General features: G+C 58.7%; 22 protein-coding genes. 18 read left to right on the top strand and 4 right to left on the bottom strand.

From position 1 onward, the window contains the following. Positions 1-61: 61 nt before the first annotated feature. Positions 62-1,441, top strand: a complete 1,380-nt coding sequence (locus EII30_RS05085) for a nitrate/nitrite transporter (protein WP_124886251.1) — start codon at positions 62-64, stop codon at positions 1,439-1,441. 122 nt (positions 1,442-1,563) lie between these two features. Here the strand turns inward: EII30_RS05085 and epsC are convergent, their stop codons facing one another. Beyond that, entirely contained in the window at positions 1,564-2,127 is a 564-nt protein-coding gene (gene epsC / locus EII30_RS05080) for a serine O-acetyltransferase EpsC (protein ID WP_233569295.1), read from the bottom strand. Between the two features lie 44 nt (positions 2,128-2,171). After that, positions 2,172-3,107 (bottom strand): cysteine synthase A, encoded by a 936-nt coding sequence (gene cysK, locus EII30_RS05075; protein WP_124886249.1) that lies wholly within the window; start codon positions 3,105-3,107, stop codon positions 2,172-2,174. A gap of 148 nt (positions 3,108-3,255) precedes the next feature. On the opposite strand from cysK, the gene EII30_RS05070 reads away from it, so the two are divergent. The 14 genes from EII30_RS05070 (at position 3,256) to EII30_RS05005 (ending at position 15,645) form a co-directional block, all read left to right on the top strand. Then, entirely contained in the window at positions 3,256-4,257 is a 1,002-nt protein-coding gene (locus EII30_RS05070) for a HemK/PrmC family methyltransferase (RefSeq protein ID WP_124886248.1), read from the top strand. Between the two features lie 18 nt (positions 4,258-4,275). Continuing rightward, positions 4,276-4,965 (top strand): L-threonylcarbamoyladenylate synthase, encoded by a 690-nt coding sequence (locus EII30_RS05065; protein ID WP_124886247.1) that lies wholly within the window; start codon positions 4,276-4,278, stop codon positions 4,963-4,965. 3 nt (positions 4,966-4,968) lie between these two features. Further along, a complete protein-coding gene (locus tag EII30_RS05060) occupies positions 4,969-6,126 on the top strand; it encodes an MraY family glycosyltransferase (RefSeq protein WP_124886246.1) in 1,158 nt (385 codons plus the stop codon). Then, positions 6,123-6,644: a hypothetical protein gene (locus EII30_RS05055; protein ID WP_124886245.1), complete on the top strand. Its 522-nt coding sequence runs from the start codon at positions 6,123-6,125 to the stop codon at positions 6,642-6,644. Before EII30_RS05060 ends, EII30_RS05055 begins: the two co-directional genes overlap by 4 nt. A gap of 205 nt (positions 6,645-6,849) precedes the next feature. Then, the gene (atpB, locus tag EII30_RS05050) at positions 6,850-7,662 is read left to right on the top strand and encodes a F0F1 ATP synthase subunit A (RefSeq protein WP_233569294.1); all 813 of its coding nucleotides are present in this window, start codon (positions 6,850-6,852) and stop codon (positions 7,660-7,662) included. A 53-nt stretch (positions 7,663-7,715) separates the two neighbouring features. Next, positions 7,716-7,940 carry an ATP synthase F0 subunit C gene (gene atpE / locus EII30_RS05045; protein WP_124886243.1) on the top strand — a complete coding sequence of 75 codons (225 nt, stop codon included), beginning with the start codon at positions 7,716-7,718 and terminating at the stop codon, positions 7,938-7,940. Positions 7,941-7,979: 39 nt separating this feature from the next. After that, the gene (locus tag EII30_RS05040) at positions 7,980-8,540 is read left to right on the top strand and encodes a F0F1 ATP synthase subunit B (RefSeq protein ID WP_124886242.1); all 561 of its coding nucleotides are present in this window, start codon (positions 7,980-7,982) and stop codon (positions 8,538-8,540) included. Then, positions 8,540-9,316, top strand: a complete 777-nt coding sequence (locus EII30_RS05035; RefSeq protein ID WP_124886241.1) for a F0F1 ATP synthase subunit delta — start codon at positions 8,540-8,542, stop codon at positions 9,314-9,316. The genes EII30_RS05040 and EII30_RS05035 overlap by 1 nt, the downstream gene beginning before the upstream one ends. A gap of 49 nt (positions 9,317-9,365) precedes the next feature. Beyond that, positions 9,366-10,994, top strand: coding sequence for a F0F1 ATP synthase subunit alpha (atpA, locus tag EII30_RS05030; protein WP_124886240.1), 1,629 nt, complete (start codon positions 9,366-9,368; stop codon positions 10,992-10,994). A gap of 74 nt (positions 10,995-11,068) precedes the next feature. Then, positions 11,069-11,953: a F0F1 ATP synthase subunit gamma gene (locus tag EII30_RS05025; RefSeq protein WP_124886239.1), complete on the top strand. Its 885-nt coding sequence runs from the start codon at positions 11,069-11,071 to the stop codon at positions 11,951-11,953. Between the two features lie 22 nt (positions 11,954-11,975). Next, positions 11,976-13,424, top strand: coding sequence for a F0F1 ATP synthase subunit beta (gene atpD / locus EII30_RS05020; protein ID WP_124886238.1), 1,449 nt, complete (start codon positions 11,976-11,978; stop codon positions 13,422-13,424). A gap of 2 nt (positions 13,425-13,426) precedes the next feature. Next, complete coding sequence (locus EII30_RS05015) at positions 13,427-13,687, top strand: F0F1 ATP synthase subunit epsilon (protein ID WP_124886237.1); 261 nt, start codon at positions 13,427-13,429, stop codon at positions 13,685-13,687. 70 nt (positions 13,688-13,757) lie between these two features. Beyond that, positions 13,758-14,552 carry a YaaA family protein gene (locus EII30_RS05010; RefSeq protein ID WP_158608665.1) on the top strand — a complete coding sequence of 265 codons (795 nt, stop codon included), beginning with the start codon at positions 13,758-13,760 and terminating at the stop codon, positions 14,550-14,552. Between the two features lie 208 nt (positions 14,553-14,760). Further along, a complete protein-coding gene (locus tag EII30_RS05005; RefSeq protein ID WP_124886235.1) occupies positions 14,761-15,645 on the top strand; it encodes a PP2C family serine/threonine-protein phosphatase in 885 nt (294 codons plus the stop codon). 41 nt (positions 15,646-15,686) lie between these two features. Here the strand turns inward: EII30_RS05005 and EII30_RS05000 are convergent, their stop codons facing one another. Further along, a complete protein-coding gene (locus tag EII30_RS05000; RefSeq protein WP_233569293.1) occupies positions 15,687-16,706 on the bottom strand; it encodes an asparaginase in 1,020 nt (339 codons plus the stop codon). Between the two features lie 3 nt (positions 16,707-16,709). Beyond that, on the bottom strand, positions 16,710-18,053 hold the full coding sequence (locus EII30_RS04995; RefSeq protein ID WP_124886234.1) for an aminotransferase class III-fold pyridoxal phosphate-dependent enzyme: 1,344 nt from the start codon (positions 18,051-18,053) through the stop codon (positions 16,710-16,712). Positions 18,054-18,199: 146 nt separating this feature from the next. On the opposite strand from EII30_RS04995, the gene metG reads away from it, so the two are divergent. From metG to rsmA, 3 genes are read left to right on the top strand one after another with little or no spacing between them, the layout of a single operon-like run. Next, positions 18,200-19,777 carry a methionine--tRNA ligase gene (gene metG / locus EII30_RS04990; protein ID WP_124886233.1) on the top strand — a complete coding sequence of 526 codons (1,578 nt, stop codon included), beginning with the start codon at positions 18,200-18,202 and terminating at the stop codon, positions 19,775-19,777. Between the two features lie 6 nt (positions 19,778-19,783). Beyond that, positions 19,784-20,686: a TatD family hydrolase gene (locus EII30_RS04985; RefSeq protein ID WP_199731576.1), complete on the top strand. Its 903-nt coding sequence runs from the start codon at positions 19,784-19,786 to the stop codon at positions 20,684-20,686. Continuing rightward, positions 20,679-21,635, top strand: coding sequence for a 16S rRNA (adenine(1518)-N(6)/adenine(1519)-N(6))-dimethyltransferase RsmA (gene rsmA, locus EII30_RS04980; protein WP_124886232.1), 957 nt, complete (start codon positions 20,679-20,681; stop codon positions 21,633-21,635). Before EII30_RS04985 ends, rsmA begins: the two co-directional genes overlap by 8 nt. The last annotated feature ends 5 nt before the right edge of the window (positions 21,636-21,640 follow it).

Raw genomic sequence — 21,640 nt, 5'->3', positions numbered from 1 at the left:
TACAATCAGCACTGAAAACAGGATAAACACAACAGAACACAGGGAACGGGATATATAGGGAATGGGACTGTCGCACCGAATGCCGCGTCTTGTCTGGCTTGTCTGGACCTTCGGGGTGCTCGGGTACGTGGTTGCGGTGATTAACCGCACCTCCCTGTCAACCCTCGGCGAGATCGCACAGCACCACTTCCACATTGAAGCAACCGCGCTGTCGATCTTCGTTTTCACCCAGATCCTGGTTTATTCGCTGTGCCAGATACCGGTCGGGATCCTGCTCGACCGGTTCGGCGCAATCAGGGTTATGACCGGTGGTTTGCTGATTATGGCAACCGGTCAAACGGCGATGGCGTTCGCGCCCGATATGCTCTGGGCGGTTATCGCCAGGGTCTGTTTGGGAATCGGAGACGCGGGTATTTTCATCTCGCTGATTCGCATCGTGGGGGAGTGGTTCCCGGTTCGGATGCTGCCGATTATGGGTCAGCTGACCGGTCTAATCGGTCAGGCGGGACAGCTGGTAGCGGTTGTGCCGCTGGCAACGCTTGTGATCACACAGGGCTGGACCGCGGGCTTTTTGACACTCGCGATTGTGTCGCTGCTGTCGCTCACAACAATCGTCTGTTTTGTGCAAAACAAGCCCGGTGAGCAGACGATTCTGCAGCAGCTTTTGAAGCGTCCCGCCCGGCAGTTAACGATCTCAGACGGCCCCGGAGCCTCCAAGGGCGGGTTCGGGGATCTCGCCCCCGTCACCGAGGCAATCCCGGTTTTCGGCCCGGAGGGCAGCGGTGTTAAACTCGCGCTCAGGCAGCTGCTGCGCCGACCTGGTGTGCGGCTTGGTTTCTGGATCCACTTCGTCACCGCCTCATCGCTGCACAGCTTCCTGCTGCTGTGGGGTGCGCCGTTCTTAATGGGCGGTATGATGCTCGACCGGCAGACCGCAAGTTTTGTGCTGTCACTGGCTGTTTTGTCGACAATGATCGGCGGGCTTGTGCTCGGACCTATCGCCTCGCGCTGGGCTCACCACCGGATCAACATTGTGCTCGGTGTTGTTGCCGCGATTGTTATCTGCTGGAGCACGGTGCTGCTGCTGCCAGAACCCGCGCCGGTGTGGCTGCTCGCTGTGCTCGCGATTGTGACCGCGCTCGGTGGCCCAACCTCGATGATCGCGTTCGATGTTGTGCGCACGCACACCCACACCAACCAGCTGGGGATCGGCACCGGCATTATCAACTCTGGTGCTTTTGTTGCCGCGCTGTTGATTATTATCGGGATTGGTCTGCTGCTCGATCTGCAGGGCGCGGGAACACCGCACACCTACTCAACCGAGGCGTTTAAGCTGGCGATGTGCTGCCAGTATGTGATCTGGACGTTGGGCATCACGATGATCCTGATTGAGCTGCCGAAAGCGAAACGACAGATCAGAAAGCGCCGCACGCAACGGTAGTGAAGCGCACTGCGCCGCACACAGAGGTAGACGCGCACTGCGGCGCACGCAGCGGTAGACGTGCACAGTAGCGCCGATAGCGGCGCAAGAAAACGGCTAAAAAGCCTGCCGCCGCACAGAGGCTAGATTACGTAAAAGTCTGCGTGGTCGGGACTCTCAATCGCGGGCGCGCCTCGCCTGGGGCGCTGCACCGCCGGAATCCCGAGCATTGTGGTCCACTCTGGCGCGCTGTTAACCACCACGGCGTTTGAGCCGATTGCGGAGTCCGCGCCGATTGTGATGTTGCCGAGCACCTTAGCTCCGGCGCCGATCACAACCCTGTCTCCGATGGTTGGGTGGCGTTTACCGGTGTCGTGCCCTGTACCACCGAGGGTTACCTGGTGGTACAGGTGCACATCGTCACCGATGACTGAGGTCTCGCCGATTACAACACCCATTCCGTGATCTATAAACAGTCGCTTGCCAATGCTGGCTCCGGGGTGGATTTCCACGCCCGTGAACGCCCTCACCAGCTGTGAGATCGCGCGCGGCGCAAACCGTAGCCCCCGCTGCCACAGGCGGTGTGACACACGATGCCACCACACCGCGTGCAGCCCGGGGTAGAGAAAGAACACCTCGGCTGCGGTGCGCGCTGCCGGATCCTTCGCCTGCGCTGCTGCGATATCTTCACGAACTGTTTTGAACACGATTCTGCTAAGACCTCAGGTCAGTTGTTTCCTAACTTTAGGGTTTAAACATCGAGGTGCTCGTAGAGCGCGGTTGAGAAGTAGCGCTCACCGAAGTCTGGCACGATCACCACGATCTTTTTACCGGCGTTCTCTGGGCGGTTAGCCACCTCAATGGCTGCAGACACTGCAGCACCGCCTGAGATACCGGCGAGGATTCCCTCTTTGGTGCCGAGCTCGCGACCCACCCGAATGGCGTTCTCAAGCTCAACGTCAATAACCTCATCATAGACCTCACGGTCCAGAATCGGTGGCACAAAGTTCGCGCCGAGTCCCTGAATCTTGTGCGGGCCTGCCTTGCCCTCGGTCAAAAGCGGTGAATCCTTCGGCTCAACCGCGATCACCTCGAGGTCTGGCTTCTTCTCCTTCAGCGCGTTACCAACGCCGGTGACGGTGCCGCCGGTGCCGATGCCCGCGATGAAGATGTCGATGTCACCGTCGGTGTCTGCCCAGATCTCAGCAGCGGTGGTTTTGCGGTGGATCTCAGGGTTCGCCTGGTTAGCGAACTGACGCGCCAGAATAGCGCCAGGGGTGTTTGCGACGATCTCCTCAGCCTTCGCAACCGCGCCCTTCATACCCGCTGGTCCCTCGGTGAGCACAATCTCAGCACCGTAGGCAGCGAGCAGCTTGCGGCGCTCAATGCTCATTGTCTCTGGCATGGTGAGGATCACGCGGTAGCCACGTGCTGCGCCGGCAAACGCCAGGGCAATTCCGGTGTTACCGCTTGTTCCCTCAACGATTGTGCCGCCCGGCTGTAGGTCACCCGATGCCTCAGCGGCATCGAGGATTGCGATACCGATGCGGTCCTTCACGCTGCCCGCTGGGTTGTAGAATTCAAGCTTTGCGTAAACCTCTGCTGCTGCGTCACCCGTGACACGGTTGAGCTTCACAAGCGGTGTGTTACCGAACGCCTCGGTAATGTTTGCGTAAATTTTTGCCATGTTTCCTGCTTTCTAAGGATTGGTTGCGCCTAGGTTGGACGCGGTTGACTGGAGCGCCGTTCGAGCACCAGATAACTATACCAAAAAATTATCTGTCATATAAATATTGGTTATGTATCGGTGTTTTTAACTTGCTAGACTCTTAGGTGTGCAAACATTCAACGCAGACAACGGCGACGACGGAGCAGTAACACTGAAACAGCTGCGCGCACAGCTTATCTCGTCCCTAACAGACGCGGGCATTGAGACCGCCGAGGCAGACACAGAGTGGATTATCTGCGAGGTGCTCTCGCTCAGCAGGGGAGCGCTGCGCCTCCCAACCACGCTAGAGGCACCGGTCAGCGCGATTTTTGAGGGGCGGATCCGCGCCCACGCCGCCGATCGCGCCACCAGGAAACCGCTGCAGTATGTGCTCGGCTCAGCGCCGTTTCGCAACCTGGAACTGAGCGTCGGGGAGGGTGTGTTTATTCCGCGCCCCGAAACCGAGTGGGTGACGCAGCTGGGAATTGACGCGCTGTGCAGGCGGGATCCGCTGCGAAATAGCATCTCGCAGCCGACCGGCCAGGGAGCTCACGGGTTGCGACAGCAAGAGGGGCAGCCGCTTGACCCGCTGGTGCTTGAGCTGTGCACCGGCAGCGGGGCGATTGCCCTGGCGATTGCAACCGAAACCGACTCGCTCGTTTGGACCTACGAAAAATCGGTTGCCGCAGCCCGCTGGGCGGCCAAGAACATCGCCAAATACCCGACCGGGCGCGTCCAACTGGTGCGGGAGGACATCGCGCAGCTGCTGCACACCCCGCAGCTGCCAGCGCTGGGCGGCGCTCAGCCACAGCCGGGCAGTATCGACCTGGTGATAACCAACCCGCCGTATGTGCCAAGCGGTGAGATCCCCGAACAGCCCGAGGTGCGCGACTACGACCCCGAGATGGCGCTCTACTCCGGGGCTGACGGCCTCGACCTGATCCGCACAATCGCCGTTATCGCCGAGCGCTGGTTGCGGCCGGGCGGTGCCGTTGTCATCGAACACACCGAGCAGCAGGGGAGCAGGGTGCGTGAAATCCTGCAACAGGCGGGGCTTATGGATCCGCACACCCACCGTGATCTGACAAATCGCGAACGCGCATCCACCGCGCATAAACCAGCTGATTAGCGGTAGAATTAAACAATTATGGCTGAACACTTTGATGGCTCTGAATATTTTGATTGTTCAGACAGCTCGCAGTTACTCGCCGCCTCCCGGGCTGCCCGGCAGGCGCTGGGGCGCGGCGAACTGGTTGTGCTCCCAACCGACACGGTTTACGGGGTTGGTGCTGACGCCTTCGACAGCGCCGCCGTTGCGAAACTGCTGGCGGCAAAGGGCAGGGGCAGAACCTCGCCGCCACCGGTGCTAATTCCGGGAACAGCGACGATGCAGGCGCTCGCCGCCGAGGTGACCCAGCCGGTGAAGAAACTGGCGGACGCCTTCTGGCCCGGTCCGCTGACGATGGTTATGTTTGCGCAGCCGTCGCTGGTTTGGGACCTCGGTGAGACACAGGGCACGGTGGCGTTGCGGATCCCGAACCACCCGCTAACTCTGGAGTTGCTGCGTGAAACCGGCCCGCTCGCGGTCTCGTCGGCAAACATCACCGGTCAGCCAGCAGCTAAAAGCGCGATCGAGGCGCAGCGGATGCTAACAGACAGCGTCGCTGTTTATCTCGACGCCGGTGAGGTTTCGGGGGAGGGAACCCCGTCCACAATTCTTGATGTGACAGAGCTGAATAGCCCGACTGGCAAGCTCAGGGTGCTGCGGCTCGGCGCGATCAGCGTCGCAGAAATAACCGCGGTTTTGCCGGACGCAGAGGTTATTACAGAGGAATAGCCCTTGCATTTCCTGCTGATCATCCTCGTCTCCGCGGCCAGCTGCGGGGCTGTTTCCTGGTTTGTACTGCGGTTCGCGCTGAAGCACGGGCTCTACGCTGAGCCGCGCAGTCGTGACGTGCACAGCAAACCAACGCCGAGACTCGGCGGCGTTGCGATGTTCAGCGGGATTGTTGCGGCGACCGGGTTTGCAATCGCGCTGCCGGTGTTTGATCCGCTGTTTGTTGACAAGAAACGCTTTCTCGCGATGGCCGCGGCCGTTCTGTTAATCGCCGTCGTCGGTGTTTTAGATGACCTCTTCGACCTCGACTGGATGATTAAGCTCGGCGCGCAGCTGGCAGCAGCGGGACTCCTCGCCTGGCAGGGTGTGCAGGTGCTGTCGGTGCCGTTCGGCGACACACTGGTGCTTGTTTCCCCGGCGATGAACATGGTGCTAACCGTGTTCCTGATAGTGCTGGTGATGAACGCGATCAACTTCGTCGACGGCATGGACGGCCTGGTTGTTGGTGTCGCGCTAATCGCCTCGGCGGTGTTCCTCATCTACACGCTGCTGCTCGCGATGGAAACCGGCAACAGCGGCGCAATTATGCTCGCGAGCCTGCTGGCGGCGATGACCGTCGGCGTCTGTATCGGCTTCCTGCCCTACAACTGGCACCGCGCAAAAATGTTTATGGGCGACACCGGTGCCCTGCTGATCGGGCTTTTAATGGCGGTTTCAACGATCTCCGTAACCGGGCAGCTAAACCCCGGCGCGCTAAACCAGAAGCTCGTGCTGGCAAGCTACATCCCGATTATTTTGCCGGTTGCGGTGCTGGCGATGCCCCTCGCCGATTTCAGCCTCGCGGTGCTGCGGCGGATCCGCGCGGGCCAGAGCCCCTTCGCTGCAGACCGGAAACACCTCCACCACAGGCTGCTCGACTACGGTCACTCGCCTGTGCAGGTGGTTGCGATCTTCTATCTTTGGACGCTCACCATCTCGCTCGCCTGCCTGCTGGTTTTCACAACCCAGAGCTATGTTGTGCCGCTGATCGTGATGGTTGCCGGGGGACTGCTCTGTCTGCTGGTGACGATTGTGCCGTTCGCGGTGTTTAAGGATGCGCTGGTGCGGCGAGGCTTGCTAGTTTTGAATACAAAGACTAAACACCGATCGGAGCAGCAGTGACCGAACAATTCCCGGACGCATCAAAATCGCAGCAGCAGGCTGGTGTGGATCCTCAATCCCACGCTGGAGCACAGCCTCCCGTGCAGCTGCCCGCCTCGCAGCCAATTCTGCTGCGTCTGGTAAAACTCGGATCCGTGATAACCGTTGTGCTCGCGGTGCTTGGCGGCATTTTCGGCTACTTGGTCTCCGGTATGCCGGGGCTTTTGGGCGGTGTTCTGGGTGCGCTCGTCGGCGGCGTCTGCATGGGTATCTCGGCGGCAAACATCGCGGTTGTTAACCGCTTTATCGGCAGCCCGCTGTACGTGCAGATCTTTTTTGGATCCATCCTCGGCCAGCTGCTGATTAAGATCGTGCTCTTCCTAGTGACGGCGCTGCTGTTGAAGGATCAGCCGTGGCTCAACTCGAAGGTGTTCTTCATCGCCGTCGTTATCGGCGTAATTGTTTCGCTAATTCTCGACCTGGTCGTTATCCTGCGCAGCAAAATCCCGTACGCGAGCGACACCCAACTGCCCGGCTAGAGCGGCAATAAACCAGGCGCCACAAGGTTTTTGGACAAAACTGCTAAGTCAAGGTGCATAAAACTGAATATCTTGCTAAAATTACTTTAAGATTAACCACGACAAGTGGCGTTCTGTAGCGCGCAATTTGTACGGGGAATAAAGTTCAAAACTGCGATCCCACCGGTCGCTATCGAGACAGGAGAAGGCACTGTTAGCTAGTACTGTGCAGCTCGCAAGTAACCTTTTTGTCGCCGCTGATGATCACAGCGAGGGCGGGTTCCATGCCCCGAGCCTTGATGAATTCTTCCCCGAGGCGTTCCTTTTTGCGGGAACACCTTTTGAGATCAACCGGATCATGATGATCCGAATCCTGATGACGATCCTCGTCGTCCTGGTGTTCTGGCTCGGAACTCGTAATCTTCGTCTTATCCCAACTCGCGGCCAGTCCCTGATTGAGATGGGTCTGGACTTTGTGCGAGTAAACATTGCTGAAGAGATGCTCGGCAAGGTTGACGGCAAACGCTTCCTGCCGCTGCTCACCTCAATGTTCTTTATGATCTTCGCGTTCAACATCACCGGTATTATCCCGGGTCTGAACATCGCGGGATCCTCTGTTATCGGTCTGCCGCTTGTGCTAGCGGTTGTTGCCTACGTCGCCTTCATCTACGCGGGTGTGAAAAAAGCCCCGGTTGGCTTCTTCCGCAACGCGCTGTTCCCACCGGGTGTTCCGGTGTGGCTCTACCCAATCGTTGCACCGATTGAGTTCCTCTCAACCTTCGTGATTCGCCCAGTGACGCTGACACTCCGTTTGCTTATGAACATGGTTGTTGGCCACCTCCTGCTGGTGCTGATGTTTGCTGCAACCCACTTCTTTATCGTGCAGGGCGCAGGCGCTATTAAGGCGCTCGGTGCAGCAACCCTGTTGTTTGGTCTCGCGTTCACACTCTTCGAGATTCTCGTTGCTGTGCTGCAGGCCTACGTATTTACAGTTTTGTCCGCAGTCTACATCCAGCTCGCGCTGGCTGAAGAGCACTAAACCTAAAGATTCGACAACCGTCGTATCTGTTAACCCGGAAGGAAACACATAACGTGTCAGTTCTAGCTGAAATCTCAGGCAATATCTCAACTGTTGGATACGGCCTTGCTGCAATTGGTCCTGCTATTGGTGTAGGTATCATCGCTGGTAAAACCGTTGAAGCTATGGCTCGCCAGCCAGAGATGGCAGGTCGTCTGCAGGTGACAATGTTCATCGGTATTGCGTTTGCTGAGGCGCTTGCGTTCATCGGTATCGCAACCCACTTCATCTTCCAGTAAGCGATAACCAATTACTACTTGGTCTCGAAAGGGACATGAATGAGTTACACACTAAACGCGACCCTAGTAGCCAGCGAGCAGTCTGATCCGCTCAAGCTGGTGCTGCCCGCGGACTACGATATTATCTGGTCTGCGGTCTGCTTCGCGGTTATCCTGTTCGTCTTTTGGAGGTTCGTGCTCCCAAAGATGCAGCGGTTGCTCGACGAGCGTGCTGCTGCGATTGAGGGTAACATCGTGAAAGCTGATGAGGCACAGGCTAAAGCCGAGGCTGCTCTGCAGGAGTACACCGCGCAGCTCGCAAACGCTCGTCAGGAAGCTGGCGAGATCCGCGAGAACGCTCGGGTAGACGCAAACAAGATTATTGCGAAGGCTAAAGAAGACGCTGTTATCGAGCAGAATCGTATCGCTCAGACAGCTCAGGCACAGATCGAAGCAGAGCGTCAGAGCGCGGTTGTTTCACTTCGTCAAGAGGTTGGAACTCTCGCAATCGATCTCGCATCGGGTGTGGTTGGCGAGTCATTGAAGGATGACGCTAAAGCTAACGCGCTCGTTGATCGATTCCTTGAGCAGCTGGAGCAGAGCGAGGCGGCAGCACGATAATGGGTAGCGCATCACGCGAGGCACTCGCAAGAACAGCAAAACTGCTTGAGGGGCCAATCGCCGCAAACGTTGGTCTGCAGCTGCTAGAGGTTGCTCAGCACGCTTCTGAGCAGCCGCAACTGGCTGCTGCTTTAAGTGATCCAGCCGCCTCCGAGTCAGCGAAAGCAGCGCTTGTTGCCAAGGCTTTCGGTGGTATCACTCAGGGAGCACGCACAGTGCTAACCGAAGCCGCTGTTAACCGCTGGTCAAGCCAGCAGGAGTTTGTTTCAGGCATTGAGGAGCTTGGGATCCGCGCCACAGCCGCAACCTCGGTTGCGCTGGATGACGAGCTGCTGCAGGTTGCCGCACTCGTTGACAGCAACCACGAGCTTGAACTAACCCTCGGCAGCAAGCTGGTTAACCCGGCTCACAAGGCAGAGGTTTTGCAGAAGCTGCTGAGCGGAAAGGTATCTGACGCCACCGCAGCTGTTGCAACCCACCTGGTTAGTTACCCGCGTGGCCGGCGCTTTAGCACCTCACTGCGTGATGCAGCACGAGTTGCAGCTGATCAGCTCGGTAACACCCTTGCGCAGGTGACAACAGCGGCTCCGCTCGACGGCACTCGCACAGAGCGGCTGCGCCAGGCACTGAGCAAGATTGCTGGACGCTCCGTAAAGATTACGACCAGCACTGATCCATCACTCGTTGGTGGAATCCGTGTGCAGATCGCTGATGAGGTTATCGACGGCAGCGTTCGCACTCGACTAGAAGATCTAAGACTCCAGCTGGCCGGATAGTCAGCACAACCCTGATCCGGTACACACCGGTGAGACATGAGGAAACGAAATGGCAGAACTTTCCATCAGCCCTGATGAGATTCGTGACGCGCTGAAGGACTTCGCCGCGTCATACGAACCAGCTGCGGCAGAAAAGACCGAGATTGGTACAGTTGTTGACGCAGCTGACGGCATCGCCCACGTTGAGGGTCTGCCGAACGTTATGGCAAACGAGCTTGTTCGCTTTGCAGACGGCACCTTGGGTCTTGCACAGAACCTTGAAGAAAACGAGCTCGGTGTTGTAGTGCTCGGTGACTTCACCGGTATTGAAGAGGGACAGCAGGTTACCCGCACAGGCGAGGTGCTCTCTGTTCCAGTGGGCGAGGGCTACCTCGGACGCGTAGTTGATCCACTCGGTAACCCAATCGACGGCCTCGGTGAGATCACCGGTATTGAGGGTCGCCGTGCGCTTGAGCTGCAGGCACCCGGTGTTATGCAGCGTAAGAGCGTGCACGAGCCACTGCAGACCGGTATCAAAGCGATTGACGCGATGATCCCGGTTGGTCGCGGTCAGCGTCAGCTGATTATTGGTGACCGTCAGACCGGTAAAACCGCGCTTGTAATCGACACCATCATCAACCAGAAAGCAAACTGGGAGACCGGTGACCCAAGCAAGCAGGTTCGCTGCATCTACGTTGCTATCGGCCAGAAGGGTTCAACCATTGCCTCTGTAAAGGGTGCTCTTGAAGAGGCTGGCGCGATGGAGTACACAACCATCGTCGCTTCACCAGCCTCTGACCCAGCAGGCTTCAAGTACCTCGCGCCATACACCGGTTCAGCAATCGGTCAGCACTGGATGTACGACGGCAAGCACGTGCTCATCGTCTTCGACGACCTGTCAAAGCAGGCTGAGGCATACCGTGCGGTATCACTGTTGCTGCGCCGCCCACCAGGACGTGAGGCATACCCGGGTGATGTGTTCTACCTGCACTCCCGCCTGCTTGAGCGCTGCGCTAAGCTGTCAGACGACCTTGGTGCTGGATCCATGACCGGTCTGCCGATCATTGAGACCAAGGCAAACGACGTTTCTGCCTACATTCCAACCAACGTTATCTCAATCACTGACGGCCAGATCTTCCTACAGTCAGACCTGTTCAACTCAAACCAGCGCCCAGCTGTTGATGTGGGTATCTCCGTGTCACGTGTTGGTGGTGACGCACAGGTTAAGTCAATCAAGAAGGTTTCAGGTACCCTCAAGCTGGAGCTTGCGCAGTACCGTGCTCTAGAGGCGTTCGCCATGTTTGCGAGCGACCTTGACGCAGCAAGCCGCCGTCAGCTCGAGCGTGGCGCACGTCTCACCGAGCTGCTGAAGCAGCCACAGTACTCACCATACTCTGTAGAAGAGCAGGTTGTGTCAATCTGGGCTGGCACTAACGGCAAGCTTGACGATGTGCCGGTTGAAGACATTCTGCGCTTCGAGCGTGAATTCCTTGACTACCTCGAGCGCAACTCAAACGCGCTCGCAACCCTGCGCGAGACCAACGTCCTCGACGATGACACCGTTGCAGAGATCAACAGCAAGATCGATAACTTCAAGGGCGAGTTCCGCACCTCAGTGGGCCAGACCCTCAACGAGCAGTTCGACGCAATCGACAGCGAAGAGATCGATCAGGAACAGCTGGTAGTTAAAAAGAATTAGTTGCGAAACCGGGGGTTGATAAGATCCAACCCCCGGTAGACAACTAACAGGAACAGATTTAGCACAGGAGAGACATGGGAGCGCAACTTCGGGTCTATCGGCAGAAGATCAAGTCTGCCCAGACGACCAAGAAGATCACCCGTGCGATGGAACTGATCGCGGCCTCTCGCATCCAAAAGGCAAAAGCACGTGTTGAAGCGTCTAACCCTTACAACGATGCGATAACCCGCGCTGTTTCCGCCGTAGCCACTCACTCAAAACTGGATCATCCTCTGGTCACCGAAGCAGAGAACATCCAGCGTGCCGCAGTTGTTATTTTCACCTCGGATCGCGGTCTAGCGGGTGCTTTTAACAGCCAGGTGCTGCGCGAGGCTGAGGAGCTCAACGAGCTGCTCATCGAGGAGGGCAAAGAGGTTAAGTTCTACTTAATCGGTCGCAAAGCGCAAGGGTACTTTAACTTCCGTAACCGCCCATCAGAGCGAGCATGGATCGGTGACACCGAGAACCCAACCTTTGAGACCGCAAAAGAGATCAGCGACGCGGTTCTTGGCGCGTACGAAACACCGGCCGAAGAGGGCGGTGTGCAAGAGATCCACCTGGTCTACAACAAGCTCGTCAGTATGGTTTCTCAGGTGCCGCTTGTGAAGCGCCTGCTGCCGCTCGAGGTTGTTGAGGGTGTTGCTGAGTCTAGCGATCTTGAACCGCTCTACGAGTTCGAGCCGGATCCAGACACCGTGCTAGATACACTCTTGCCTGCCTACATCGAATCACGTATCTTCAACGCCCTGCTGGAGTCCGCAGCCGCTAAACACGCTGCAACCCAGAAGGCGATGAAGTCCGCGAGCGATAACGCGGATGCCCTGATTCGTGACTACACCCGACTTGCAAACAATGCTCGTCAGGCAGAAATTACACAGCAGATTTCAGAGATTGTCGGCGGCGCTGACGCGCTGTCATAAGCCAAACTAAGAAAGAGAACAGATGACTACAACTGCAGAGCAGAAAAAGGTAGTAGGGCGGATTGCCCGCGTTACCGGTCCCGTCGTCGACATCGAATTCCCGCACGACGCAATTCCCGCTGTTTACAACGCGCTTGAGACAGAGGTATCACTCGGTGAGGGCCAGGACAAGTTCAAGCTTGTTCTCGAGGTTGCCCAGCACCTCGGTGACAACCTGGTGCGCGCTATCGCACTGAAGCCAACCGACGGTCTGGTTCGCGGTCAAGAGGTTGTTGACACCGGTGACTCAATCACCGTACCGGTTGGTGACGTTACCAAGGGTAAGGTTTTCAACGTAACCGGTGACGTGCTCAACCTGCCAGACGGTGAAACCTTCGAAGCAACAGAGCGCTGGAGCATCCACCGCGAACCACCTGCCTTCGACCAGCTTGAGTCAAAGACCCAGCTGTTTGAGACAGGCATCAAGTCAATCGACCTTCTCACCCCTTACGTACAGGGTGGAAAGATTGGTCTGTTCGGTGGTGCTGGCGTTGGTAAAACAGTGCTTATCCAGGAGATGATTCAGCGTGTAGCGCAGGATCACGGTGGTGTGTCTGTTTTCGCCGGTGTGGGTGAGCGTACCCGTGAGGGTAACGACCTGATCCACGAGATGGAAGACGCAGGCGTGTTCGACAAGACCGCGCTCGTGTTCGGCCAGATGGACGAGCCTCCTGGAACCCGTCTACGTGTTGCGCTGTCTGCGCTGACCATGGCGGAGTACTTCCGTGACGTTCAGAAGCAGGACGTGCTGTTGTTCATCGACAACATCTTCCGTTTCACCCAGGCAGGTTCAGAGGTATCAACCCTGCTCGGCCGTATGCCATCAGCTGTGGGTTACCAGCCTAACCTCGCAGACGAAATGGGTATCCTGCAGGAGCGCATTACCTCAACCCGCGGTCACTCAATTACCTCGCTGCAGGCGATCTACGTGCCTGCTGACGACTACACCGACCCGGCACCTGCAACAACCTTCGCTCACCTCGACGCAACCACCGAGCTGTCACGTGAGATCGCATCGAAGGGTCTGTACCCAGCGATCGATCCGCTGACCTCAACCTCACGTATTCTCGACCCACGCTACTTGGGTGAGGATCACTACCGTGTTGCAACCACCGTTAAGCAGATCCTGCAGAAGAACAAGGAGCTGCAGGAGATCATCGCGATTCTCGGTGTTGACGAGCTCTCTGAGGAAGACAAGATCACCGTTGCACGCGCACGTCGTATCGAGCAGTTCCTCTCACAGAACACCTACATGGCGAAGAAGTTCACCGGTGTTGAGGGTTCAACCGTGCCGCTGAAAGACACCATCGAGTCATTCGACGCGATCTGCAAGGGCGAGTTCGACCACGTTGCTGAGCAGGCCTTCTTCAACGTTGGACCAATCTCCGACGTTGAAGAGAAGTGGGCTAAGATCCAGAAAGAGAACGGCTAATCATGACACTCAACGTCAGTGTAGTATCTGCAGAGCGCGAAATCTGGTCAGGCGAGGCCACACAGGTTTCAGCCAAAACCAGCGAGGGCGAGATCGGTATCCTCACCGGTCACGAGCCCGTGCTCGCGCTGCTGGCTAACGGTGAAGTAAGAGTTACAACACCAGAGGGTGAAAAGATCACAGTTGACGCTGAGGGTGGATTCTTCTCTGTGGATCACGATTCGGTGCAGGTCGTTGCCGGTAAGGCAACACTCGTAGCCTAAACTCAAAAATGCTGCCACGTATCAATAACTGATGCGTGGCAGCATTTTGCCATCAGAAAGTGTATCGAAAATGCTGGTGCTGCTACCTCCCTCCGAAACCAAACACCAGGGCGGAGCCGACAAAACCCTGCAGCTAGACACACTCAGCTTCGCCGACGCGCTACAGCAGACCAGGGAGCGGGTGCTAACCGCGCTGCAGGAACTCTCGCCGGCAGCCGCGAGCGAGGGCGATGCAGCGGCCGCCTTCCTGAAGGCGCTAAAACTGAAACCCGGCAGCACCGCGGAGCAGGCGCTCACCAACAACCAGGAGCTTTTAACAGCGCCGGTTCTGCCCGCGATTAGACGCTACACCGGCGTCCTCTACGACGCACTAGACTACGATGCGTTAAACGACACCGCAAAAGCCTGGGTTAACTCCCACGTCGCCGTGCAGTCAGCGCTGTTCGGTCTTGTCACGGCAGCGGATCTGATCCCCGCCTACCGGCTTTCTGGCGGCAGCACCCTCCCAGGCCTAAAACCGGCTCTGAAACAGCAGTGGCAAAAAGCCCACGACAGCATCGACTGGGCGGCCAGCGGTTTTGTGCTCGATCTGCGTTCAAAAGACTATGTCAAACTCGCAGCTCTGCCTGCGGGCGCAAACACCGCGTGGCTGAGCGTCGAACAGCAGGCTGCTGACGGATCCGTGCGGGCACTAAACCACTTCAACAAGGCCGCAAAGGGCGAACTGGTCTCGCTGCTCGCAAACAGCGGCTGTGAGGCCAAAAACGCGGACGAGTTCTGTGAGTGGGCTGCTGGGCAGGGCCTTAACATCAGCCCTGACCCGTCAGCGGACGGGGTGCTCCGCTACATCCTGCCGGAGCGATAGGGCGGCGAGCAGCCTAGCGGGGCGGATCCCGGATCCACCCGAGAAATTAGGCTGCGGCCCCGTAGCCCCGGCTAGCTGATGATACTGAGCCGGAACTAACCACTAAAACACAGCAGCGTCCACTAGAGTTATTAACTGTGCCGTTTAAATAACCCGTGTTGCGCAGTCTGTCGGGTAAACTAGGCAAGGATTTTGATAGGAGCGTAAAATGACTGGAAGAGGCGAGAACGCCAAAAGGCGTCGTTTGCGCTACCACGACAGCGGTGACGTCACCGTGGAGCTGTCTTGGCACGGCATCACACACGTCGGTAACCGCCGTGAAAACAATCAAGACAGCTATGTGCTCGCGCCGCCGCTGTTCGCCGTCGCTGACGGTATGGGCGGTCACGCGGGCGGTGAGGTTGCCGCGTCCGCCGTTACCAGGCGGCTGGAGGAGTTCTCCGGTGCGACAACGATCACCAGCGGCCAGATCGCAGAGAAACTGCAGCAGGCTGTTTCAGACATTGCCGAGGAGCTGGGGGAGGCCGCACAGGGAGCGGGCACAACCGTCACCGGTGTGACCTTCAGCAGCGACACTGAGGTGCCGTCGTGGACGGTTTTCAACATCGGCGACTCTCGTGTGTACCAGTTCTTTAAGGGCTCCCTCACCCAGATCACAACCGACCACTCGGTTGTGCAGCACCTGGTTGACAGCGGTGCAATCACACCCGATGAGGCGGATGTGCACCCGCACGCCAACGTTATCACCCGCGCGGTCGGGTTAAACGAGGCGCCCGACCCTGACACGGTTGAGCTCGCGCTCGTTCCCGGTCAGCGCCTGCTGCTCTGCTCAGACGGCCTCACCAAGGAACTCACCGATCTCGGGCTGCAGCACTTCCTCGCACAGGCTGAAACCGTGCAGGAGGCCGCCGAGATGCTGATCTCACAGTCGCTCGGCAACGCCGGTCGCGACAATGTGACGGTGATTGTTATCGAGGTGCACGCGGTGAGCGACGACAGCGACACCTTCGACATTAACGGCCAGGTAACCAGCGACGAGGTGAGCGACAACACGGATCCGTGCACGGTTCCGGTTGCGCTCGCGCGCAAATAAGCTCACGGGGTGGATCCGCGCACGGCGTGGATCGGGATCCGCTACTGGTTTAGCAGCGCGGGGATAGACACCCGGATGTCGCCGACAACGCTGCCGCCACCGTAAATCTGCATCGGCAGGCGCTTTAGCACCTCCGTGAACTCTTCACGGCTGACCGCACCCACATAGGTGAGCAGTGACAGCGCAACAGCGCGTGAGGCGCGGGGTGAACCGTCAAGGATTTTCACTACTGTGACGGTGCCGTCCGGCGCGGCCATCGCGCTGATGCCCTCGGCGCCGTACTTCGCAAAAACGCTGGTGTTTTGCATAACCACGGTGTCATGCTCACCCGGGCCCTCAACGAGCTCGGGGTGCTTCTTTGCGGCGCCGAGCAGCTGTGCCGGGATACGATTCTGGGGGAAGGGGGAGTTTGGATCCGCCGTCGCCATTCTGCGGTAACCGCGCGCGAGAGCGTGCAGCGACATGCCCAGAACGGGGGCGCCGCAGCCGTCAACGGTTATCGGGCTCGGGGTTTCACCGGTGTAGCGCTGCACCGTCTCAGCGATGTGCTGCTGCAGCGGATGCTCCGGGTGTGTGTAGTGTTTGGTTGGCCAGCCGGCTGCAACACAGGTGCTGAGCATTGCCGCGTGTTTACCGGAGCAGCCCATTGTGATGCGGGAGGGCTTAGCGCCCTTGCGGATCAGGTGATTGCGCGCTGCTTTGTCAACCGGGTAGCTTTCCGGGCAGAGCAGATTCGCCTCGCTTAGATTGGCGGCCGCGAGCACCCGCTCAACGGTTTCAACGTGGGCGGGGGTGCCGGTGTGGCTGGCTAAAGAAATAGCCCGTTCAGCGTCATCCACGAGTTGCAGCCCGGCGGTGTGCATTGCCAGGGACTGCAGCGGTTTGAGCGCTGAACGGGTTAAAAAGGTTGCATCAGGGTTCCCCAGGCGGAGCAGTTGCTCCCCCGAGGGGGCCAGGACTATCGCTGATCCAGCGTGGCGAGATTCGATAAAGTCGCCGCGTGTTGTAACCGCAAGTTCAACAGCCTCTGAAACAGCGAAAGTGCCTGGCATCTGACTCATCGGTTAGGCACCGGCCTCGTTGAATGCCTCATCAAGCACGGTCAGAACCTCAGAGATCAGTTCGTCAGTGAGCTTGATTGATGGCAGGAAGCGGAGCACGTTGTCGTAGAGACCAGCGTTCAGCAGCAGCACACCGTTCTGTGCAGCGTAGCCGATAACCGCCTTGGTGAGCTCTGCGTCTGGCTCCAGGCTGCCTGGCTTGGTGATCTCGATAGCGAGCATCGCACCGAGGCCACGCACCTCAGCGATTGCAGGGTGCTTCTCTTTCAGCTCGCGCAGTCCGCCGCCGAACACCTTCTCGATGCGCTTTGCCTCGTCGAGCAGGTTGTCTGACTCGATCTGCTCGAAAACAGAGATCGCAGCGGCACAGGCGATTGGGTTACCTGCGAAGGTGCCGCCGAGGGTGCCCGGAGGGCAGCTGTCCATGATCTCGGCGCGGCCGGTTACAGCAGACAGTGGGAAACCGCCAGCGATACCCTTAGCGGTTGTTACCATGTCTGGTTTGATGCCGAGCTGCTCTGAAGCGTAAACGGTGCCGGTGCGGACGATACCTGACTGTACCTCGTCAGCGATTACCAGCACGCCGTTCTCGCGACACCACTTGCCGAGGGTCTCCCAGTAGCCGTCAGCCGGCACAATGAAGCCACCCTCACCCTGCACAGGCTCCGCGATAACACACGCGAGGTCGCCAGCGCTAACGGTCTTCTCCAGGAACTTGATGGTGCGCTTTGCTGCCTCTTCACCGGTTAGGCCGTCGTGCAGCGGGTATGAGTTGGGTGCGCGGTAGATGTCGCTCGCGCGTGAACCGAAGCCGGCGGTGTAAGGAACAGCCTTGTGGTTCATGGTTGCGGTCAGCATGGTGCGACCGTGGTAGCCGCACTCGAGCACGGCAACGCCTGGGCGGCCGGTGTAGCGGCGAGCGATCTTGATTGCGTTCTCAACCGCCTCAGCGCCGGAGTTAACCAGCATAGACTTAACAGGGCCCTCAACAGGGGTGTATTTTGCCAGGTACTCGGCAACCTTGACATAAGACTCGTAGGGGGTGACCGTGATGAGGCTGTGGGTGAGCTTCTGAGCCTGGGCGATAGCTGCCTCAAGCACCTTCTCATCGGTGTGGCCAATGGTTGTTACACCGATTCCTGAACCGCAGTCAATGAACTGGTTGCCGTCAACATCACGCAGAATCGCGCCGTGCGCTTCCTCGATGTAAACGGGCAAAGCAGTTCCGATACCGGTTGAAACAACCTTGTTGCGACGCTCGTGCAACGCAACAGACTTAGGGCCTGGAACCTCGGTGACAATTTTGCGCTCTTGCGAGACGCTCTGTGTATTAGTTGATTCGCTCATATCACGATGTTACACCCGGATTCAGCCTAAATTCCAACTTGCCACATACAAAATATTTTTTCTTCGCCAGCCGAATGCATTTTGTTAGCGGATCCACGCCCCGGGTCGGTTATATTCACCGCCTCATCTGCCCTAGAATAGTAGTTATGTCTTCACGCTCATCGCTTTATCTTACGACCCCAATCTTCTATGTAAACGACGCCCCGCACATCGGGCACGCCTACACAGAAGTGGCTTCTGATGTGCTGGTTCGCTGGAGCCGCCAGTGCGGTGCTGACACCTGGTTTTTAACCGGCACAGACGAGCACGGCCAGAAGATCCTGCGCACCGCCAGCGCAAACGGTGTTGCGCCAAAGGAGTGGGCAGACAAGCTGGTTGCTGAGTCGTGGAAGCCGCTGCTCGACCTGATCAACATCTCAAACGACGACTTCATTAGAACAACCGATGAGCGTCACGAAACCGGTGTGCAGAAGTTCCTGCAGAAACTCTACGACGACGGTCACATCTACGACGGCGAGTTTGAGGCACTCTACTGCGTCGGCTGTGAAGAGTTCAAACCAAAGAGCGAGATTGTTGACGGATCCGGTGCCTTCGAGGGTGAGAAGGTTTGTAAGATCCACTCAAAACCGCTGGAGCTCCTGCAGGAGAAGAACTACTTCTTCAAGATGAGCGCGTTCCAGGATCGACTGCTGAAGCTCTACGAGGAGCGACCAGATTTTGTGCAGCCCGCGAGCGCCCGCAACGAGGTTATCGCGTTTGTGCAGCAGGGGCTTGAGGATCTGTCAATCTCCCGCACCAGCTTCGACTGGGGTATCCCAATCCCGTGGAACAGCAGCCACGTCACCTACGTCTGGTTTGACGCGCTGCTCAACTACCTCACCGCCGCCGGTTACGGTAACGACCCCGAGAAGCTGGAGCGGCTGTGGCCAGCAACCCACATCGTCGGTAAGGATATTCTGCGGTTCCACGCGGTTATCTGGCCGGCGATGCTGATGGCCGCGGGGCTCTCTGTGCCAGAGCATGTTTACGCGCACGGTTGGCTGCTGGTGGGCGGCGAGAAAATGTCAAAATCGAAGTTGACCGGTATCGCACCAAACGAGATCACCGACACCTTCGGTGCCGACGCCTTCCGCTACTACTTCATGCGCGCGATCAACTTCGGCCAGGACGGTTCATTCAGCTGGGAGGATCTGCGCGCCCGCTACCACGCTGAGCTCGCAAACGGTTTCGGCAACCTGGTCAGCCGCACAATCGGCATGAACAACAAATACTTTGGTGGCGTAAAGCCCGAGCAGGGTGAGCTGCTCGCCGCCGACACCGCGATTGTGGATCTCGTTGCCAGCGCCGCAGCAAAGGCTGAGGAGCAGATGCTGAAGTTCCAGATCCACGAGGCTATTGCGAGCATCTGGGAGATTGTGGACGCGCTCAACGGCTACATCACCGAGCAGGAGCCGTGGGTTTTGGCTAAGCAAGAAGAGCAGCTGCCGCGGCTCGGCACCGTGCTCGCGACCGTCACCGAGGGACTGCGCGCGCTCGCCGTGCTGCTGCACCCGGTTATGCCCGACGCCACCGAGAAGCTGTGGATCGCGCTCGGCGCAGACCAGGCGATTGGCGCGCTTGCGGATCAGACCATCGCCGAGGCTGCAACCTGGAACCAGCTGCCGGCTGGCACCGAACTGCAGCCGCTGCCGGTGCTGTTCCCGCGGATTGAGGAAGAAGCCTAACCGCCTGTGTGTGACAGCCAGCTGACCCAGATCAGGTTCTGGGGAGATGACGAGCGAAAGTGGGAGTGGCCCGCGCTGCCGGATCCACTGCCCGCGCCGGTGATTGACAACCACTGCCATCTCGATTTTGCGGCCGGACCTAACGCCCCAACCCCGCTTGCTGCGCTGGATAAGGCGGCGAGCGTCGGGGTGAGCCGGATTGTGCAGGTTGGCACAGACCTGGAGACGAGTATCTGGTCGGCAAAGTTTGCGGCGCAGGATCCGCGGGTGCTCGCGGCTGTTGCGCTCCACCCGAACGACGCACCGGAGGTTGCCGAGCAGGGTAACCTCGACTGGCAGCTTGCGGAGCTGGACCGGCTCGCCAAGCAGCCACGGGTGCGCGCAATCGGGGAGACTGGGCTCGATTTCTTCCGCACCGAGGAGGCGCGGCGCGGCTTCCAGCTGGAGTCTTTTGAGGCGCACATTGAGCTGGCGAAACGGCACGGGGTTGCGCTGCAGATTCACGACCGTGACGCGCACGACGAGGTTGTTGCAACGCTGAAGCGTGTTGGCGCGCCCGAGCGAACGGTTTTCCACTGTTTCTCCGGCGACACTGAGCTGGCGCGCGTCTGCAACGATAACGGCTGGTACATGTCGTTTAGCGGCACCTCGACGTTTAAGAACGCGCCGTACCTGCGGGAGGCGATGCAGCTGGCGGATCCGCGGCTGTTGCTGGTGGAAACAGACTCACCGTTTTTGACACCCGAGCCGGTGCGCGGCAGGCCGAATGCGCCGTATCTGATGGTGCACACGGTGCGGCGGATGGCGGAAACGTTCGGCCGCGATGTTGCTGAGCTAGCGAACAGCCTAACCGCGAACACCGAGGCGGTTTACGGCAGCTGGGAGACCGGGCTTGACGGCGATGCCTGAAAACACCCTGCCTGAGAACACCCCGTCCGAGGGTGCTGTGCCTGCGGGTGACTCCGCGGTGAATCCGGCGGGGGAGGGTAGCGCGGATAACACCCCGCCGCGGCTGCTCGGCCCGGCGCAGGTGCGCAGCCTCGCGGAGCGCCTGGGCGTCACCCCGACCAAGAAACTCGGCCAGAACTTTGTGCACGACCCCAATACGGTGCGCAAGATCATCCGCCTCGCTGATGTTAAAGCCGGTCAGAACGTGTTAGAAATCGGCCCGGGCCTGGGCTCACTAACCCTCGGCCTCACCGAGGTGGGCGCGCGCGTCACCGCGGTTGAGATCGACGACCGGCTCGCCAGTTGGCTGCCTGAGACGGTCGCCCACCACCAGCCTGACGCCCAGCTCAGCGTTGTGCACTCTGACGCGCTCGCGGTTGAGAGCCTGCCAACCCCGCCTGAGCTGCTCGTTGCAAACCTGCCATACAATGTTTCGGTGCCGATTCTGATGCACCTGCTTGAGAGTTTCCCGTCGATAACCGGCGGTCTGGTGATGGTGCAGCAGGAGGTTGGCGAGCGGATCCAGGCAGCCCCGAACAGTAAAATCTACGGCGCCCCGAGTGCTAAGGCGGCATGGTACGGCAGGTGGACGATTGCCGGATCCGTTAGCCGGAAAATATTTTGGCCGGTGCCGGGCGTCGATTCGGTGCTTGTTGGGTTTCAGAAATACGAGCAGCCGCTCGGCAGCGAAGAGGAGCGGCAGTTAACCTTCGAGCTAATCAACGCGGCATTCGCGAACCGACGGAAGATGCTGCGGCAGTCGCTGCAGACCGCCGTTTCGCCCGAGCACAGTTCAACCGAGCGGGTAACCGAGCTGCTCAAGCGGACGAACATCGCGGAGACTGCGCGCGCAGAAAATCTGAATGTTACAGAGTATCTTGCGATCGCCAGGGCGATTCTGGAACACTAGCTAGG

This window comes from Leucobacter sp. OH1287 (assembly GCF_003859945.1).
GTDB lineage: Bacteria > Actinomycetota > Actinomycetes > Actinomycetales > Microbacteriaceae > Canibacter.
The sequence above is the reverse complement of the archived record's forward strand: the minus strand, read 5'-3'. Positions and strand labels throughout refer to the sequence as shown.

Bases quoted from the DNA above. Each gene is read 5' to 3' on its own strand.
- EII30_RS05025 (WP_124886239.1), top strand. From the start codon at position 11,069: ATGGGAGCGCAACTTCGGGTCTATCGGCAGAAGATCAAGTCTGCCCAG.
- EII30_RS05085 (WP_124886251.1), top strand. From the start codon at position 62: ATGGGACTGTCGCACCGAATGCCGCGTCTTGTCTGGCTTGTCTGGACC.
- EII30_RS05015 (WP_124886237.1), top strand. From the start codon at position 13,427: ATGACACTCAACGTCAGTGTAGTATCTGCAGAGCGCGAAATCTGGTCA.
- EII30_RS05065 (WP_124886247.1), top strand. From the start codon at position 4,276: ATGGCTGAACACTTTGATGGCTCTGAATATTTTGATTGTTCAGACAGC.
- EII30_RS05000 (WP_233569293.1), bottom strand. From the start codon at position 16,706: ATGAGTCAGATGCCAGGCACTTTCGCTGTTTCAGAGGCTGTTGAACTT.
- metG (WP_124886233.1), top strand. From the start codon at position 18,200: ATGTCTTCACGCTCATCGCTTTATCTTACGACCCCAATCTTCTATGTA.
- EII30_RS05035 (WP_124886241.1), top strand. From the start codon at position 8,540: ATGGGTAGCGCATCACGCGAGGCACTCGCAAGAACAGCAAAACTGCTT.
- cysK (WP_124886249.1), bottom strand. From the start codon at position 3,107: ATGGCAAAAATTTACGCAAACATTACCGAGGCGTTCGGTAACACACCG.
- EII30_RS05040 (WP_124886242.1), top strand. From the start codon at position 7,980: ATGAGTTACACACTAAACGCGACCCTAGTAGCCAGCGAGCAGTCTGAT.
- EII30_RS05005 (WP_124886235.1), top strand. From the start codon at position 14,761: ATGACTGGAAGAGGCGAGAACGCCAAAAGGCGTCGTTTGCGCTACCAC.
- rsmA (WP_124886232.1), top strand. From the start codon at position 20,679: ATGCCTGAAAACACCCTGCCTGAGAACACCCCGTCCGAGGGTGCTGTG.
- atpD (WP_124886238.1), top strand. From the start codon at position 11,976: ATGACTACAACTGCAGAGCAGAAAAAGGTAGTAGGGCGGATTGCCCGC.
- EII30_RS05010 (WP_158608665.1), top strand. From the start codon at position 13,758: ATGCTGGTGCTGCTACCTCCCTCCGAAACCAAACACCAGGGCGGAGCC.
- atpA (WP_124886240.1), top strand. From the start codon at position 9,366: ATGGCAGAACTTTCCATCAGCCCTGATGAGATTCGTGACGCGCTGAAG.
- EII30_RS04995 (WP_124886234.1), bottom strand. From the start codon at position 18,053: ATGAGCGAATCAACTAATACACAGAGCGTCTCGCAAGAGCGCAAAATT.